The following is a 14,801-nucleotide window of genomic DNA, read 5'->3' as shown; positions in this document are numbered from 1 at the left end:
GCGCTATGCCGAACGGCACTGCAGCTTCAGCGGGCAGGTGGACGAGGACTGCAGCAGTGCTGAGGTTGGTTGTCGAATGCTCCTGATTTAATAGCTTCTAACGCCCGTCTGTAAAGCGTAAAAGCCGAATTTAATCAATAAACATGAAAAAAGCGCCCGAAGGCGCTTTTTTTTAGGTCAACCCGTCAGGCGGGAATTAACGTGGAGCCGGTTCGGCGACGTAGATTTCAACGCGGCGGTTCTTGGCGCGGCCCTGGTCGCTGCCGTTGTCGGCGATCGGCTCGCGTGAACCACGGCCGTCGGTAGCAACGCGCTGCGCGGCCACGCCACGGCCGACGAGGTAGTCGCGCGCTGCGTTGGCGCGGTCTATCGACAACGGGTTGTTGATGGCGTCCGAGCCGGTGCTGTCGGTGTGGCCAATGATGGACACGGTGGTGATCGGGTTCTGGTTCAGGCTGGTCGCGAAATTCGTCAGCACGGGAGCAAAGTTCGACTTGATGGCCGAGCGGCCGATGTCAAACGACACATCGCTTGGGATGTCGAGCTTCAGGCGGTTGTCCTGGGTCTGGCTGACGCCGACGCCGGTACCGGCCGTGGCGCGTTCCATGGCGATTTTCTGGTCCTGCATTTTCTTCGACCAGATGTAGCCGCCGCCCGCGCCGACCGCGCCGCCCAGCACCGCACCCTGCGCCGCGCCCTTGGAGCCGCCAGTGGCCGCGCCCAGCAATGCGCCCAGACCGGCGCCGATGCCCGCGCCCTGCGCCGTGCCGCGCTGGGTTTCGCTCATGTTCGCGCAACCCGACAAAACGGCCAGGGACAGCGCTGCGCAGGTGACGGTGGTGGTGAATGCTTTTCTCATGGGAAACTCCTCAAAAATATTAATATTGCTTGATTCGAACTGCGCATTAGAGCGCCAGTAAGTGAATACTAAACGTTGCAATTGTATGAAAGTGTCAGACAAACGCCCAGACAAGGGTGCGATGAAGCCACTTTTACTGCCTTTAAACTACCGCCTTTCGGTCATTGCCGGCGAGGCTGCTTACTTTTGCCAACCCCTTTACTCTAACCCTTCCATCCCCATGAATAAAGTTCAACTCGGCGCAAGCGACCTGCACGTGACCCCGGTCTGCCTGGGTACCATGACGTTTGGCGAACAGGTCGATGAAGTTGCGTCCCACGCCATCCTGAACCGCTCGCTGGCGCGTGGCATCAATTTCCTTGACACGGCCGAGATGTATTCGGTGCCGGCGCGCGCCGAAACCTTCGGCGCCACCGAGACCATCATCGGCAACTGGCTGGCCAGGCATCCGGGCGCGCGCCAGCAACTGGTGCTGGCCACCAAGGTCGCCGGACCGTCGCGCGGCATGCCCTGGATTCGCGAAGGCACGGGCATGACGGCTGATGACATCACCGCGTCCTGCCATGCCAGCCTGAAGCGCCTGCAGACCGACGTGATCGACCTCTACCAGATCCACTGGCCCGAGCGCCATGTGCCCGCCTTCGGCGCCCTGTATTACGACCCGGCCCAGGAGCGCACGGCAACTTCCATCCACGAGCAGCTCGAAGCGCTGGGCCGGCTGGTCAGCCAGGGCAAGGTGCGCTACATCGGCCTGTCGAATGAATCGCCTTACGGTGTGCACGAGTTCGTCCGCCTGGCCGAGCAACACGGCCTGCCGCGCGTGACCACGGTGCAAAACCCGTATTGCCTGATCAACCGCACCGTCGAAAACGGCCTGGACGAAACCCTGCACCGCCTGGGCGTGTCGTTGCTGGCGTATTCGCCGCTGGGCTTCGGCCTGCTGACCGGCAAGTACGACGCGTCCGGAATCGAGGGTGCCAGTGCGCCGCAGGACGGACGCATCGCAAAATATGAATCAGTTCGCAAGCAGCGCTGGGGCCGCCCCGAGGCGCTGGCTGCGGCGCGCCGCTACAACCAGCTGGCGCGCGACCACGGCTTGACACCCACGCAACTGGCGCTGGCGTTTTGCTACACCAAGTGGCAGGTCGCCAGCACCATCATCGGCGTGACCTCGGTGGCGCAGCTGGACGAAGACCTCGATGCCTACGGCATCACGCTGCCCGCCGGGGTTTTGGAAGAAATCGACCAAATCCGCTGGGAAAGCCGGGACCCGGCGCTGTAAGTCCGAATTTTTCCAGACGCCGCCATGGCCAAAAAAGACCACGTGTCCGAGACGCCAGCCACGCAAATGCTCAAGGCTCACAAGATCGCTTTCACCGGGCATTCCTACGAGTACCTGGAGCACGGCGGTGCGCAGCACAGCGCGGCGGTGCTGGGTTTGGACCCCTTCACCGTCGTCAAGACGCTGGTGATGCAGGATCAGGACGCCAGGCCGCTGCTGGTGCTGATGCACGGCAACCGCAAGGTCTCGACCAAGAACCTGGCGCGCCAGATCGGCGCCAAGTCGGTCGAACCGTGCAAGCCCGAAGTCGCCAACCGCCACAGCGGCTACCTGGTCGGTGGCACCTCGCCGTTTGGTACGCGCAAAACCATGCCGGTGTACATCGAGCAAAGCATCCTGGGCTTGAGCGAGATCGCCATCAACGGCGGGCGGCGCGGCTACCTGGTGCGCCTTGACCCGCAGGTGTGCGTGACGCTGCTCGGCGCACAGCCGGTGCAGTGCGCGCTGGCTGAATAACAACAACAAGGAGACCTGACTTTGAACTACGCCTACTTTCTCGGCGCCACGCTGCTGGCCTATCTGCTCGGCTCGCTGTCTTTTGCGGTCATCGTCAGCCGCTTGTCCGGCTTGAGAGACCCGCGCAGCTACGGCAGCAAGAACCCCGGCGCGACCAACGTGCTGCGTTCGGGCAACAAGGCAGCGGCCATCGCCACGCTGCTGCTCGACGGTCTCAAGGGCTGGCTGCCGGTGGTGCTGGTGCGCTGGTTTGGCCGCGATTACGGCCTGGGCGATGGCGCCGTGGCGGCGGTTGCGCTGGCGGCTTTTGTCGGCCATTTGTACCCGGTGTTCTTCCAGTTCAAGGGCGGCAAGGGCGTGGCCACGGCGGCCGGCGTGCTGCTGGGCATCAACGGGGTGCTGGGGCTGGCCACGCTGGCAACCTTCGGGATCGTGGTGTTTTTCTCGCGCTATGTGTCGCTGGCGTCGATGGCGGCCGCCGTGTTCGCGCCGTTTTTCTACCTGCTCGGCGACCGCGCCGCCTGGAATGTTGACAACACCATCGTGCTGGCGCTCGTGGCGATTCCTGCGCTGCTGGTCTACCGCCACCGCGAGAACATTGGCAAGCTGCTCAAAGGGACCGAGTCCAAACTCGGCGCCTCAAAGCAGGGCGGAAAAAAACCGCGTCAGTAACGCTTGTCCAGCGTCATCAGGTGGTTGTCGCGTTTCATTTGAAAGCGCGACAGGAAACTGTTGCCCAGCAGTACAAAGGGCATCGGTTGGGGTGTCACCACGGCATCGACGGCGTACACCTCGACATCGCCCACACGCACGGAATCGAGCTTGAGGCGAAAGCCCTGGATCGCCCCGTTGGCGGTGCTGATCTGCACGGCTTGCCCATTTTTGTAGTTGATGCCGGCCCGTTCGGCATCGTGCATGCTCATGGCGATGCCGGTGGCACCGGTATCGACCATGAACTGCACGGCGCGACCATTGATCTGCCCAGCCGTCATGAAGTGGCCGCCGCTGCTTTCGGTCAGCACGATGCGGCTGCCGCGCCCGCTGACACCGCCCAGGCTCACGGGCGCTTCGCCGACGCGCAACGTCTGGCGCTTGCCCGACTGCTCGACGACCGCCTGGTCGCCCGAAGTGGAAATCACCTTGACGCCTTGATGCGTCTCGCCTGCGGCAACGGTTTTTGGCGCCGATCCATTGACCACCAGCAGCGCCTTGCCGCCCAGCATGCCGGCCAGGGCGACACTTTCAGCCTGCGCGCCAGCCGGAAGCCACGCCAGCATCACCAGCAAGAGGGTTGTGAAAAGGCTAAAGAAGTTCACTGCAAGCAATTCAATAGGGGAGAAACGTGGGGGCAGTTCCAACCAGCCGGGGCCGCGGCTCCAAGTCCGCCTGCGCGGGCTTGGACAGCCTTCAGATGCGCCGGCTCTGGCGGCGTGGCGCCCTGCAAGGGCAGCGGCCCCCCCCCCGGGGGGGCAGCGCAGTACGCGAAGCGACAAGCGTGGGGGCTCAATCCCTGAAGTTGTCAAAACTCAGCGGCAAGTCCTTGATCTCGGCGCGGATCAAGGCCATCGCGGCCTGCAGGTCGTCGCGCTTGGCGCCGGTCACGCGCACCTTGCCTTCCTGAATCGCGGCCTGAACCTTCATCTTGTTGCCTTTGATGAGCTGCTGGATTTTTTTGGCTTCTTCAGTCTCGATGCCGTCGCGCACCTTGGTGACCTGCTTGACCTTGTCGCCGCCAATTTTCTCGACCTTGCCGATGTCCAGGAAACGCACATCGACGCCGGACTTGGTCAGCTTGTTGCGCAAGATGTCGTGGATCTGCTCGATCTGGAAATCGCCGTCGCCGATCAGGATGATTTCCTTGTCTTTTTCCTTCAGCTCGACCGAGGCGGCCGTGCCCTTGAAGTCAAACCGGGTGCCAATTTCCTTGGCGGTGTTTTCCACCGCGTTTTTGACCTTGACCAGGTCGGTTTCAAGAACAGTGTCGAATGAAGGCATGGTGGTGGTTTCCTGAAAAAAGGGGTGCCGCAGGGGTGCGACAATCCTGGAATGTTAGTCGAGAAAAACGTCCCCCTGCAGTCTTCCAACACCTTCGGCATCAATGCCAAGGCGCTTTCCCTGGTGCGCATTCGCAGCGAAGCCGATATTGCCGCGCTGAAGCAGGACCCCACTTGGCAGGCGGTGCCCAAGTTCGTGCTTGGCGGCGGCAGCAACATCGTGCTGACCGGCGACGTCAAGCCGCTGGTGCTCAAGGTCGAGATCATGGGCAAGCGCCTAGTCAGCGAGACCGCCAAGGCCTGGATCGTCGAGGCCGGCGCCGGCGAAAACTGGCACGAACTGGTGGCCTGGACGCTGGAAAACGGCTTTCCCGGCCTGGAAAACCTGGCGCTGATTCCCGGTACGGTCGGCGCCTCGCCGGTGCAGAACATCGGCGCCTACGGTGTTGAATTGCAGGACCGCTTCGACTCGCTCGACGCCGTGGACCTGACGACCGGCCAGCCCTTCACGCTGAATGCCGCGCAATGCGCCTTTGGCTACCGCGATTCGGTGTTCAAGCATGTAAGTACGCCTGGCGAAGCCTCGGGCGCGCAAGCCTTGGGCCTGAAGGACAGGGCGCTGATTACCCGCGTTCGCTTCTTGCTGCCCAAGGCCTGGAAACCGGTGCTGGGGTATGCGGATATAGAGAAAAAGAGGCTTTCCCGGAACGTGGACGTGCCAAGTGCGCTACAGATTTATGAGTGGATCTGCGAGATTCGCCGCGCCAAGCTGCCCGACCCGAAAGTCATCGGCAATGCCGGCAGTTTCTTCAAGAACCCGACCGTCTCGCCCGAGCAGTGCGAGGACATCATCCAGCGCGACCCCAAGATCGTTCATTACCAACTCGCCGACGGCTCGGTCAAGCTGGCCGCCGGCTGGCTGATCGACGCCTGCGGCTGGAAGGGCAAGTCCATCGGCAACGCCGGAGTGTATGAAAAACAGGCGCTGGTGCTGGTCAACCGTGGCGGCGCCGCCAACCCGGTGACCGGCGGCGAGGTGATGACGCTGGCCAAGGCCATCCAGACCAGCGTTTATGAGCGTTTCGGCCTGCGGCTGGAGCCTGAGCCAGTGGTGGTTTAACGCGCTTGCGTCGGGCGCAAAAAAGCCGCCCGAAGGCGGCTTGGCGTGGTTTGAAACCAGTGCAACCTTATTCTGCAGCGTCGTCGGCGGCCTTGCCCGTCAAATTCAGCAAATCCCCACCCGTGCCGAGCGACAGCACGCCGCTCTTGGCATAAATGCCCAGCTTGGCGCGCGTGTCCACGATGTCCAGGTTGCGCATCGTCAACTGGCCGATGCGGTCCAGCGGCGTGAACGCGCCTTCGACCTTTTCCATGCTCAGGCGCTCGGGGTGGTAGGTCAGGTTGGGCGAGTCGGTGTTGAGGATCGAATAGTCATTGCCCCGGCGCAGCTCGACCGTGACCTCGCCGGTGATGGCACTTGCCACCCAGCGCTGGGCGGTTTCGCGCAGCATGATGGCTTGCGAGTCGAACCAGCGGCCCTGATACAGTAGGCGGCCCAGGCGGCGGCCGCTGTCGCGGTACTGCTCGATGGTGTCTTCGTTGTGGATGCCGGTGACCAGGCGCTCGTAGGCGATGAACAGCAGCGCCAGGCCGGGTGCTTCGTAGATGCCACGGCTTTTGGCTTCGATGATGCGGTTCTCGATCTGGTCGCTCATGCCCAGGCCGTGGCGCCCGCCAATGCGGTTGGCCTCCAGGATCAGCTCGACCAGGTCGGTGTACTCGACGCCGTTCAGCGCGACGGGACGGCCTTCCTCAAAGCGCACCGTGACTTCCTCGCGCAAAACAGAGACTTCGTCCTTCCAGAAAGCCACGCCCATGATCGGGTTGACGATCTTCATGCTGCTCCCCAGGTGCTCCAGGTCTTTGGCTTCGTGCGTGGCGCCCAGCATGTTCGAATCGGTCGAATAGGCTTTTTCGGCCGACATCTTGTAGCCAAAGCCCGCTTCGGTCATGAAAGCCGACATTTCGGCGCGCCCACCCAGCTCGTCGATGAACAACTGGTCCAGCCAGGGTTTGTAGATCTTGAGCGATGGGTTGGTCAGCAGGCCGTAGCGGTAGAAGCGCTCGATGTCGTTGCCCTTGTAGGTCGAGCCGTCGCCCCAGATGTTGACGTCGTCCTCCTTCATGGCGGCCACCAGCATGGTGCCGGTCACGGCGCGGCCCAGCGGCGTGGTGTTGAAGTAGGTCACGCCGGCGGTGGTGATGTGAAAGGCGCCGGCCTGCAGCGCGGCCAGTCCTTCGGCGGCCAGCTGGCTGCGGCAGTCGATGAGGCGGGCCTGCTCGGCGCCGTACTGCATCGCCTTGCGCGGGATGTCTTCATAGTCGGGTTCGTCGGGCTGGCCCAGGTTGGCGGTGTAGGCGTAGGGAATCGCGCCCTTGAGCTTCATCCAGTGCAGCGCGGCGCTGGTATCTAAGCCGCCGGAAAAGGCAATGCCGACTTTCTGGCCGATGGGGAGGTTTTGGAGAATGGTGGCCATGGGGTGTTCCTGGTTGCTGCGTGGGATCTAGGTTCAGGCGTAGTGGCAGATGTAGTGGTAGGCCTGCTCGACGCGGATGTCGAACTTGGAGTTGCCGGGCACGCTGAAGGACTCGCCCGCCGAGGACTTCACCCACTCGTCGCTGCCGGCCAGCTTGTATTCGCAGGCGCCGCCCACGCATTCCATGGTTTCGGGCGCGCCCGTGCCAAAAGTGAGGGTGGACGGCAGCACCACGCCGACCGATTTCTGGGTGCCGTCGGCCAGCGTGAAGCCGTGGCTCACGCATTTGCCGTCGAAGTACACATTGGCTTGGGTGGTGATGCTTACGTTGTCGATTTTTTCGGTGGTCATGAGGGTTTTGTACGGGTGTAAACGCTGCGCAGGGCAGGCGGGCGGATCAGGCCCGGATTTTAGGTCAGCCCGCAGCCCGGCCGGGCGCCGCATGAATCCAAAGGCCTGTTGGCGGCGTATGAATAGTGTGGACAATGACGTTCATGAAACCAGAAAGCCCGGATAGCCAATTGATTGCACTCCTTGACCGTGTGGCGCTGGCCGACGAATCGGCGCTCAAAGCGCTCTACGAACTGACCTCTTCCAAGCTCTACGGCGTGGCGCTGCGCGTGGTGACCAACCGCGAGTGGGCCGAGGATGTGCTGCAGGAGGCTTATTTGAATATCTGGAAGGTGGCCGGGACGTACCAGGCCACGCTGTCGCCGCCCATGGCCTGGATGGGCCTGCTGGTGCGCAGCCGGGGCCTGGACTTTTTGCGCCGCCGGGCATCCGACCGGGCCGACCGGATGCAGGAACTCGACGACGTCATTTCGGACACGGTGGCGGGCGACTCGCCCAACCCGATGGACACCACGCAGGCCAGCGAGCAGGCCTGGGCGCTGCACCAGTGCCTGAGCCAGCTGGAGAACAAGCAGCGCGAAGTGGTCAGCCTGGCTTATCTGCGCGACCTGAGCCATAGCGAGCTCGCCGAGCAGCTCCGGCTGCCGCTGGGAACGGTGAAAACCTGGATTCGCCGGGGGCTGGAGCAGCTGCGCGGTTGCATGGCGAGGTTCGCATGAACATCCATGACAACCCTTCTCTGGTGGATCAGCTGGCCGCCTGCTATGCGCTGGGCACCTTGCGCGGCGGCGCGCGGCGCCGCTTTGAAACCCTGGCCCGCGACAACGCCACACTGCGGGCGGCCGCGTTGATCTGGCAAGGCCGGCTGGCCTCGGTGGCCGAGTTGCAGCCCGAAGTGGCACCCAGCCCGGCGGTCTGGAAGCGGATTGAAAACCTCGTCCAGGCGGAAAAGCAGGCGCAGGCGATGCAGTCCGCGCGCAGCCAGGCGGCGCCAGCGCCTGCCAGCGGCGGCTGGTGGGCCAGCCTGGGCCTGTGGCGCGGCGCCACCGCAGCCGGCGCACTCGCCACCGTGCTGGCCGTAGTGGTCAGCGTGAATTTCACGAACCAGCTGAACGGCCAGGTGCGGGAACTCAGCGCCAAGCTTTCCGCCACCCCTGCCATCGAGTATGTCGCCGTGCTGGCCGATGACAAGGCCAACGCATCGATCCTGGTGACCTTTGACCCGAACACGCAAAAGCTGATGCTCAAGCGCGTGGGCGATTTCCGCGAGCAGCCCGACAAGTCGCTCGAACTGTGGGCCTTGCCGCCGGGGGCGCCGGCCAAGTCGCTGGGCGTGATGAGCGGTGACGCGGTGGTGCAACTGACCGCCGCAGGCAGCGACATCCGCCAGTCGCCCGCGTTGGCGATCACCCTGGAGCCCAAGGGCGGCGTGCCGCCTGGAACGGCGGCCACTGGTCCGATCCTGTTCAAGGGCGCGTTGATCAGGACTCCTGAATAGCGCGAGCCCTGCCGCCGCACAGGGTCGTGGCAGCACACAAAAAAGGGACGTTTAAAAACGTCCCTTTTTTTATTTCAACGAAAACTCAGCGCCAGTGGCCGCGGTGCCCGCCGCCAAAACCCCGGCTGTAGCCGAAGTTGAGCGACAGGCCGATGGGCGGGTAATACGGGGCGTAGTAGGGGCTTGGAGCGTAGGCCGGGTAGTAAACCGGCGCCACCACCGGCTGCACGTAAACCGGCTGCGGCTGAACCTGTGCCTGCGGGTAGTAGCTTTGCGGCTGGGGCACAAACGCTTGCGGCGCGGGTTCGATGGCACCGACCGGCGTCACCCGCAGGCGCACATGCAAGCCCGGATCGCTGGGCATTTGCGCGGTGTACTGGGCGCCCTGGTATTCATACACCACGTTGAAGTGGCTGGCGCGGTTTTCGTAAAACGTCTGCGTGCTGCACTGCTGGACGTTTTGCAGCTGGTTGCGGGGGCCTTCGATGCGGTCGCCCACCATGGCGCCGCCGACCAGGCCGATCATGGTCGCCACAGCCCGGCCGCCGCCGTTGCCAACAGCATTGCCGGCCGCGCCGCCTGCGATGGCGCCCATCAGCGCACCCGTGCCCGAAGGCGGCGCCTGCGTCATGACGGCTTCCTGGCTGCACACCTGGCGCGGCACGGCGACCTGCTGCACCACCGGCGTGCTGGAGATGACCCGGGCCAGGATGTCCATGGCCGATGCCGGCAATGACGCCATGGCCGCCGCTGCGGCGGCAGCCGAAGCCACGATGGTTTTAACGAATGTGTGTGTCATGTCCAAACCCCTTTTCTCAGCTGCCGATTTTAGTGAATCAGACCGGTTTGGAGAGATAAAGTTCGGTCTGCGGTCTGTAAAGCTGGTGATCGGCAAGGGCGGGAGTTCTGGCTCAAATCCGCCCGGCCCAGCCGGCGGCATCGAAGCCGACCGTGATGTCCCCGCCCCAGTCCACGACCGGGCGCTTGATGACGCTCGGGTTGGCGAGCATCAGCGAGCAGGCGCTGGCGGCGTCCACCACGGCGGCTTGATCGCCAGCTTCCAACTTGCGGCAGGTCGTGCCCTTGCGGTTCAGCAGCGTTTCCCAGCCGGCCGCCTGTATCCACGGCGCCAGCAGTTCGGGCGAAACGCCTTGCTTTTTGAAGTCATGAAAGGTGTAGGCCTGCCCGTGTTCCGTGAGCCATGTCCGGGCTTTCTTGACGGTGTCGCAATTCGGAATGCCGTAGAGTTTGATCATGGGTGATTCTTGCACTTCAAAGAACCCCGCCACCAACCGATTCGTACGCTTGAGCGCCATGAACGCTGCTGTTCAGGGTTTTGCGCCTTGCGCGACAATGCATGACTCTATGAAACACCTCACCACATTGGCCGACTGGCTGGCGCATTGCGAGCGCCTGCACCCGAAAAGCATCGACATGGGCCTGGACCGCGTCCGGGCCGTCGCCGAGCGCATGGGCCTGAAGTTTGCTTGCCCGGTCATCACCGTGGCCGGCACCAACGGCAAGGGCTCGACCTGCGCCATGCTTGAAGCGATTCTCATGGAATCGGGCTACCGGACCGGCGTTTACACCTCGCCGCACCTGGTGCATTTCGAGGAACGCTGCCGGGTGCGCGGCGACATCGTCAGTGCTACTGATCTGGTAGCAAACTTCGCCCGTGTGGAAAGCGCAAGATGCCAAAATGGCGATGAAATATCGCTGACCTATTTCGAATTCACGACGCTGGCGATTTTGCAGCTGCTGGCCGATGCCAGGCTCGACGTGGTGATCCTGGAAGTCGGCCTGGGCGGCCGTCTCGACGCGGTCAATATCCTTGACGCCGACTGCGCCGTCATCACCAGCATCGACCTGGACCACATGGAATTGCTGGGGCAGACCCGGGAAGCCATCGGCTTCGAGAAAGCCGGCATCATGCGCGCTGGCCGGCCGGTCATCGTCAGCGACCCGGTGCCGCCGCAAAGCGTGCTGGACCATGCGGCAGCCCTGGGCGCCGACCTGTGGCGCTTTGGCCACGACTTCAATTTTTCGGGCGACAAGCTGCAGTGGAGCTGGGCTGGCCGGGGCCGGCGCTATGCCGGACTGGCCTATCCGGCCCTGCGCGGCGCCAACCAGCTGGTCAATGCCTCGGGCGTGCTGGCGGCGCTGACAGCGCTGCGCGACCGGCTGCCGGTCACGGCGCAGTCGGTGCGCAACGGCCTGTCGCTGGTCGAGCTGCCCGGACGCTTCCAGATCATTCCCGGCCAGCCAGCACTGGTGCTCGACGTGGCGCACAACCCGCATTCGGTCGCCGCGCTGACTGAAAACCTCGACGCCATGGGTTTTTATCCGTGTACGCATGCGGTGTTCGGCGCCATGGCCGACAAGGACGTCGGCCCCATGCTGGCGCGTATCGGCCCGCTGATCGACAACTGGTATTTCACCGACCTGCCCACGCCGCGAGCGGCCACCGGCGAAGCATTGCGCGCCGCCTGGCAGGCCGGCAACACCCGGCTTGATGCCACGGCCAACGCTTACAAAACTCCTGATTCAGCATTGCAAGCGGCTGTCAAGGCGGCAAACCCCACTGATAGAATCGTCGTCTTTGGCTCGTTCTACACCGTGGGCGGAATCCTCAAGAACGGCGTGCCGCGACTTTCCGCGCCGCACTTTTCGGCCTGAGGCCGAATCAACCGGACCCATCGCCTGCGCCAGAACGGCAAGCGGTCCGCAACCCCTATTTGGCCTTCAACGGATTTCAACCACACCATGCCGTTTTTCAAGTTCCGCCGGGGTGACGCCAGTCCAACCCCTCCTGCCGGTTCGGCCACCCAGGCGCAAAGTGTGGAAGTGCTGCGCAAGCGTGCCAAGCATCGCCTGATAGGCGCTTCGGTGCTGGTACTGCTGGGCGTCGTCGGCTTTCCGATCCTGTTCGAAACCCAGCCACGCCAGGTGGCTGTCGATATTCCGATTGAGATTCCGGGAAAAAATGCCGTCAGGCCGCTGGTGGTTCCTGCGCCTGCGGTGGTTAAAACGCCTGCGCCTGTAGAGCAGGCGGTAACGGCGGCGGCCAGCTTGTCGCCCACCGAAGAAATTTACCCATCAAAACCGGCACCGCCGCTTTCTGAGCCTGCTTCTCCAGCTATTAAAAAAGAAGTAAAGTCGGAACCCCGGCAGGAGGCAAAAGCCGAAGTCAAGCCAGAGGTCAAGCCACGCCCTGAACCCAAGCCCGAACCCAAAGCTGAACCCCGGTCAGTCGAGAAGGTTGAAGCCCGGCCTGTCGTCAAGCCCGAGCCCAAACCAGTTCCCGCCAAGCCGGCCACTTCAAGCGACGACGGCGCACGGGCGATTGCGCTGCTCAACGCTACGCCCGCAGCGCAGCCCCCCAAGGCGGCGCCGCCGACCAAACCGGCAGCCACCGAAGAAACCAAGGCGGCCGCCGCTGAAAACAAAGGCCGCATGGTGGTGCAGGTGGGGGCTTTTGCCGATGCCGCCAAGGCCGAGGAAACACGCCGCAAGCTGGAAAAGGCGGGCCTGACCACCTACACCCAGGTAGCTGACACCAAGGACGGCAAACGCGTCCGGGTTCGCGTCGGGCCCTTTGCCAACAAGGCGGAGGCTGAAAGGGCGGTGAACAAGATCAGGTCGCTCGATTTGCCTGTGGCGATTTTGAGTTTTTAAAGCTGTTGCCGTTTTGTGACAACGCTCGACTGGATTCTGGCGGGGCTTTTGTTTTTTTCCCTGCTGCTGGGCGCCTGGCGCGGGCTGGTTTACGAAGTGTTGTCGGTGCTGGGCTGGGCGGCCTCGTTTTATGCGGCGCAATGGTTCGCGCCGCAGGTGGCGCTGCTGCTTGCCTGGCAGTCGGCCACCGAGCCAATGCGTTATGCAGCGGCTTTCGTGCTGGTTTTCATTGCCGCGCTGTTTGTGGCCGGCTTGCTGGCCGCCTTGCTGAAGCGGCTGGTGGACGCCATCGGCCTGCGGCCCGTGGACCGCACGCTGGGCGCGGCGTTTGGCGCGCTGCGCGGCCTGATCCTGCTGCTCGCCGCCACGGTGGTCATGGACATGACGGCGCTCAAGTCCAGCGACTGGTGGCAGGAGTCCGTCGGGGCGCAAACACTCACAGCTGTGCTTGCCAGCCTGAAGCCGATGCTGCCAGAGCAGTTTGCAAGGTATCTGGGTTAATTGTTTTTGTTGTTTTGTCTTCACGTTGAGAAATCAACACACCATGAGTAACACACCATGTGCGGAATAGTAGGAATCGTCAGCAAGGCCCCGGTCAATCAGCTGATTTACGACGGGCTGCTGCTGCTGCAGCACCGGGGCCAGGATGCCGCCGGCATCGTCACCCAGCAGGGACGCAAGTTCTACATGCACAAGGCCAAGGGCATGGTGCGCGACGTGTTTCGCACACGCAACATGCGCGCGCTGCCGGGCAATGTTGGCTTGGGACAGGTGCGCTACCCGACGGCGGGCAACGCCTTCAGCGAGGACGAAGCGCAGCCCTTTTATGTCAACGCGCCGTTTGGCTTGGTGCTGTCGCACAACGGCAACCTGACCAACGCGGCCGAGCTGAAGGCCGAGCTGTTCAACACCGACCATCGCCACATCAACACCGACAGCGACTCCGAAGTGCTGCTCAACGTGCTGGCGCATGAACTCGAAAAAACCACGCGCGGCCTGCCGCTGACGCCGACCGATGTGTTTGCCGCCGTGCGCGGCGTGCACCAGCGCGTCAAGGGCTCATATGCCGTGGTGGCGCTGATTGCCGGCCACGGCTTGCTGGCGTTTCGCGATCCGTTCGGCATTCGCCCGCTGTGCATCGGCCATGGCCAGAACGAAGGCGGCGCGAGCGTGATGGTGGCCAGCGAATCGGTGGCGCTCGAAGGCACCGGCTACCAGTTTGAGCGCGACATTGCGCCCGGCGAAGCGGTGTATGTGGACATGGACGGCAAGGTGCATGCCGAGCAGTGCGCGGCCAACCCGCAACTCATGCCCTGCATTTTCGAGTTTGTCTACCTGGCGCGGCCCGATTCGGTGCTCGACGGCATTTCGGTCTACCAAGCGCGCTTGAACCTGGGCGAGACGCTGGCCAAGCGCGTCGTTTCGACCGTGCCGCCGAACGATATCGACGTGATCATCCCGATTCCCGAATCGAGCCGCCCCAGCGCCACCCAACTGGCGCACCTGCTGGGCATTCCCTACCGCGAAGGTTTTGTCAAGAACCGCTACGTCGGCCGCACCTTCATCATGCCGGGGCAGGGCGTGCGCAAGAAATCGGTGCGCCAGAAACTCAACGTGATTGCCAGCGAGTTCAAGGGCCGCAATGTGCTGCTGGTAGATGACTCGATCGTGCGCGGCACCACCTCCAGAGAGATCGTGCAGATGGCGCGCGATGCCGGCGCGCGCAAGGTCTATCTGGCCAGCGCCGCGCCGCCGGTGCGCTTTCCAAATGTGTACGGCATCGACATGCCGACGCCGGACGAACTGGTCGCGCACAACCGCACGGTCGAGCAAATTCGCCAGGAAATTGGCTGCGATGCGCTGATCTACCAGGATGTCGAGGGCATGAAGCGCGCCATCCGATCGCTGAACCCCGAACTCGATGGTTTCGACGCATCGTGCTTTGACGGCGTGTACGTCACCGGCGATGTGACCGCCGAAACCATTGCCGCGATGAATTCATCGCGTGGCGACACCGCAGAGAAAATTGGCGACGACAGCGATGTCGATGTCTCGCGCCTGGCGCTGCCCAATCCGCAGGAAGCCTGAG

General features: G+C 63.2%; 17 protein-coding genes. 10 read left to right on the top strand and 7 right to left on the bottom strand.

Features of this window, described 5'->3' with window-relative positions; translation table 11 throughout:
- Positions 1-196 precede the first annotated feature (196 nt).
- Positions 197-859, bottom strand: a complete 663-nt coding sequence (locus tag ACP7AD_RS00410) for an OmpA family protein (RefSeq protein WP_426145031.1) — start codon at positions 857-859, stop codon at positions 197-199.
- Positions 860-1,079: 220 nt separating this feature from the next.
- Between ACP7AD_RS00410 and ACP7AD_RS00405 the strand changes: the two genes are divergently transcribed.
- The 3 genes from ACP7AD_RS00405 to plsY are packed head-to-tail and all read left to right on the top strand — an operon-like array spanning position 1,080 to position 3,329.
- The gene (locus ACP7AD_RS00405) at positions 1,080-2,141 is read left to right on the top strand and encodes an aldo/keto reductase (protein ID WP_426145029.1); all 1,062 of its coding nucleotides are present in this window, start codon (positions 1,080-1,082) and stop codon (positions 2,139-2,141) included.
- 24 nt (positions 2,142-2,165) lie between these two features.
- Complete coding sequence (locus ACP7AD_RS00400; RefSeq protein ID WP_426145027.1) at positions 2,166-2,657, top strand: aminoacyl-tRNA deacylase; 492 nt, start codon at positions 2,166-2,168, stop codon at positions 2,655-2,657.
- A gap of 21 nt (positions 2,658-2,678) precedes the next feature.
- Positions 2,679-3,329 carry a glycerol-3-phosphate 1-O-acyltransferase PlsY gene (gene plsY, locus ACP7AD_RS00395; RefSeq protein ID WP_426145026.1) on the top strand — a complete coding sequence of 217 codons (651 nt, stop codon included), beginning with the start codon at positions 2,679-2,681 and terminating at the stop codon, positions 3,327-3,329.
- On the opposite strand, the gene ACP7AD_RS00390 is transcribed toward plsY, so the two are convergent.
- The gene (locus ACP7AD_RS00390; protein ID WP_426145024.1) at positions 3,323-3,934 is read right to left on the bottom strand and encodes a retropepsin-like aspartic protease family protein; all 612 of its coding nucleotides are present in this window, start codon (positions 3,932-3,934) and stop codon (positions 3,323-3,325) included. The two genes, plsY and ACP7AD_RS00390, sit on opposite strands and share 7 nt — an antisense overlap.
- A 226-nt stretch (positions 3,935-4,160) precedes the next feature.
- Complete coding sequence (locus tag ACP7AD_RS00385; protein WP_196868940.1) at positions 4,161-4,652, bottom strand: YajQ family cyclic di-GMP-binding protein; 492 nt, start codon at positions 4,650-4,652, stop codon at positions 4,161-4,163.
- Between the two features lie 51 nt (positions 4,653-4,703).
- Here ACP7AD_RS00385 and murB point away from each other — a divergent pair, with 51 nt between their 5' ends.
- On the top strand, positions 4,704-5,771 hold the full coding sequence (gene murB, locus ACP7AD_RS00380) for a UDP-N-acetylmuramate dehydrogenase (RefSeq protein WP_426145022.1): 1,068 nt from the start codon (positions 4,704-4,706) through the stop codon (positions 5,769-5,771).
- Between the two features lie 67 nt (positions 5,772-5,838).
- Here the strand turns inward: murB and argG are convergent, their stop codons facing one another.
- Together argG and ACP7AD_RS00370 are read right to left on the bottom strand one after the other, a co-directional pair.
- Entirely contained in the window at positions 5,839-7,188 is a 1,350-nt protein-coding gene (gene argG, locus ACP7AD_RS00375; protein ID WP_426145020.1) for an argininosuccinate synthase, read from the bottom strand.
- A 33-nt stretch (positions 7,189-7,221) separates the two neighbouring features.
- Entirely contained in the window at positions 7,222-7,539 is a 318-nt protein-coding gene (locus ACP7AD_RS00370; protein WP_426145019.1) for a pyrimidine/purine nucleoside phosphorylase, read from the bottom strand.
- Between the two features lie 143 nt (positions 7,540-7,682).
- Here ACP7AD_RS00370 and ACP7AD_RS00365 point away from each other — a divergent pair, with 143 nt between their 5' ends.
- Together ACP7AD_RS00365 and ACP7AD_RS00360 are read left to right on the top strand one after the other, a co-directional pair.
- Positions 7,683-8,258, top strand: a complete 576-nt coding sequence (locus ACP7AD_RS00365) for a sigma-70 family RNA polymerase sigma factor (RefSeq protein ID WP_426145017.1) — start codon at positions 7,683-7,685, stop codon at positions 8,256-8,258.
- The gene (locus ACP7AD_RS00360) at positions 8,255-9,037 is read left to right on the top strand and encodes an anti-sigma factor (protein WP_426145016.1); all 783 of its coding nucleotides are present in this window, start codon (positions 8,255-8,257) and stop codon (positions 9,035-9,037) included. The genes ACP7AD_RS00365 and ACP7AD_RS00360 overlap by 4 nt, the downstream gene beginning before the upstream one ends.
- 85 nt (positions 9,038-9,122) lie before the next feature.
- On the opposite strand, the gene ACP7AD_RS00355 is transcribed toward ACP7AD_RS00360, so the two are convergent.
- A complete protein-coding gene (locus tag ACP7AD_RS00355) occupies positions 9,123-9,836 on the bottom strand; it encodes a glycine zipper 2TM domain-containing protein (RefSeq protein WP_426145014.1) in 714 nt (237 codons plus the stop codon).
- Between the two features lie 112 nt (positions 9,837-9,948).
- Positions 9,949-10,293 (bottom strand): arsenate reductase, encoded by a 345-nt coding sequence (locus ACP7AD_RS00350; RefSeq protein WP_426145012.1) that lies wholly within the window; start codon positions 10,291-10,293, stop codon positions 9,949-9,951.
- Between the two features lie 109 nt (positions 10,294-10,402).
- Here ACP7AD_RS00350 and folC point away from each other — a divergent pair, with 109 nt between their 5' ends.
- The 4 genes from folC to purF all read left to right on the top strand — a co-directional run bounded on the left by folC (position 10,403) and on the right by purF (position 14,800).
- Positions 10,403-11,713 carry a bifunctional tetrahydrofolate synthase/dihydrofolate synthase gene (folC, locus tag ACP7AD_RS00345; protein WP_426145011.1) on the top strand — a complete coding sequence of 437 codons (1,311 nt, stop codon included), beginning with the start codon at positions 10,403-10,405 and terminating at the stop codon, positions 11,711-11,713.
- Between the two features lie 87 nt (positions 11,714-11,800).
- Positions 11,801-12,712 carry an SPOR domain-containing protein gene (locus ACP7AD_RS00340; protein WP_426145009.1) on the top strand — a complete coding sequence of 304 codons (912 nt, stop codon included), beginning with the start codon at positions 11,801-11,803 and terminating at the stop codon, positions 12,710-12,712.
- A 15-nt stretch (positions 12,713-12,727) separates the two neighbouring features.
- Positions 12,728-13,213, top strand: coding sequence for a CvpA family protein (locus ACP7AD_RS00335; RefSeq protein WP_426145007.1), 486 nt, complete (start codon positions 12,728-12,730; stop codon positions 13,211-13,213).
- Positions 13,214-13,270: 57 nt separating this feature from the next.
- On the top strand, positions 13,271-14,800 hold the full coding sequence (gene purF, locus ACP7AD_RS00330) for an amidophosphoribosyltransferase (RefSeq protein WP_426145005.1): 1,530 nt from the start codon (positions 13,271-13,273) through the stop codon (positions 14,798-14,800).
- Position 14,801: the final 1 nt, after the last annotated feature.

This window comes from Polaromonas sp. DSP2-3-2b2 (assembly GCF_049895905.1).
Taxonomy (GTDB): domain Bacteria; phylum Pseudomonadota; class Gammaproteobacteria; order Burkholderiales; family Burkholderiaceae_C; genus Polaromonas.
This window is presented reverse-complemented; position numbering and strand designations above follow the sequence as displayed.

Excerpts from the sequence above, each read along its gene's own strand:
- ACP7AD_RS00385 (WP_196868940.1), bottom strand. The coding sequence starts at position 4,652 with ATGCCTTCATTCGACACTGTTCTTGAAACCGACCTGGTCAAGGTCAAA.
- argG (WP_426145020.1), bottom strand. The coding sequence starts at position 7,188 with ATGGCCACCATTCTCCAAAACCTCCCCATCGGCCAGAAAGTCGGCATT.
- murB (WP_426145022.1), top strand. The coding sequence starts at position 4,704 with ATGTTAGTCGAGAAAAACGTCCCCCTGCAGTCTTCCAACACCTTCGGC.
- ACP7AD_RS00370 (WP_426145019.1), bottom strand. The coding sequence starts at position 7,539 with ATGACCACCGAAAAAATCGACAACGTAAGCATCACCACCCAAGCCAAT.
- ACP7AD_RS00340 (WP_426145009.1), top strand. The coding sequence starts at position 11,801 with ATGCCGTTTTTCAAGTTCCGCCGGGGTGACGCCAGTCCAACCCCTCCT.
- ACP7AD_RS00360 (WP_426145016.1), top strand. The coding sequence starts at position 8,255 with ATGAACATCCATGACAACCCTTCTCTGGTGGATCAGCTGGCCGCCTGC.
- ACP7AD_RS00355 (WP_426145014.1), bottom strand. The coding sequence starts at position 9,836 with ATGACACACACATTCGTTAAAACCATCGTGGCTTCGGCTGCCGCCGCA.
- ACP7AD_RS00410 (WP_426145031.1), bottom strand. The coding sequence starts at position 859 with ATGAGAAAAGCATTCACCACCACCGTCACCTGCGCAGCGCTGTCCCTG.
- ACP7AD_RS00365 (WP_426145017.1), top strand. The coding sequence starts at position 7,683 with ATGAAACCAGAAAGCCCGGATAGCCAATTGATTGCACTCCTTGACCGT.
- ACP7AD_RS00400 (WP_426145027.1), top strand. The coding sequence starts at position 2,166 with ATGGCCAAAAAAGACCACGTGTCCGAGACGCCAGCCACGCAAATGCTC.
- ACP7AD_RS00405 (WP_426145029.1), top strand. The coding sequence starts at position 1,080 with ATGAATAAAGTTCAACTCGGCGCAAGCGACCTGCACGTGACCCCGGTC.
- ACP7AD_RS00390 (WP_426145024.1), bottom strand. The coding sequence starts at position 3,934 with ATGCTGGCGTGGCTTCCGGCTGGCGCGCAGGCTGAAAGTGTCGCCCTG.
- purF (WP_426145005.1), top strand. The coding sequence starts at position 13,271 with ATGTGCGGAATAGTAGGAATCGTCAGCAAGGCCCCGGTCAATCAGCTG.
- folC (WP_426145011.1), top strand. The coding sequence starts at position 10,403 with ATGAAACACCTCACCACATTGGCCGACTGGCTGGCGCATTGCGAGCGC.
- ACP7AD_RS00350 (WP_426145012.1), bottom strand. The coding sequence starts at position 10,293 with ATGATCAAACTCTACGGCATTCCGAATTGCGACACCGTCAAGAAAGCC.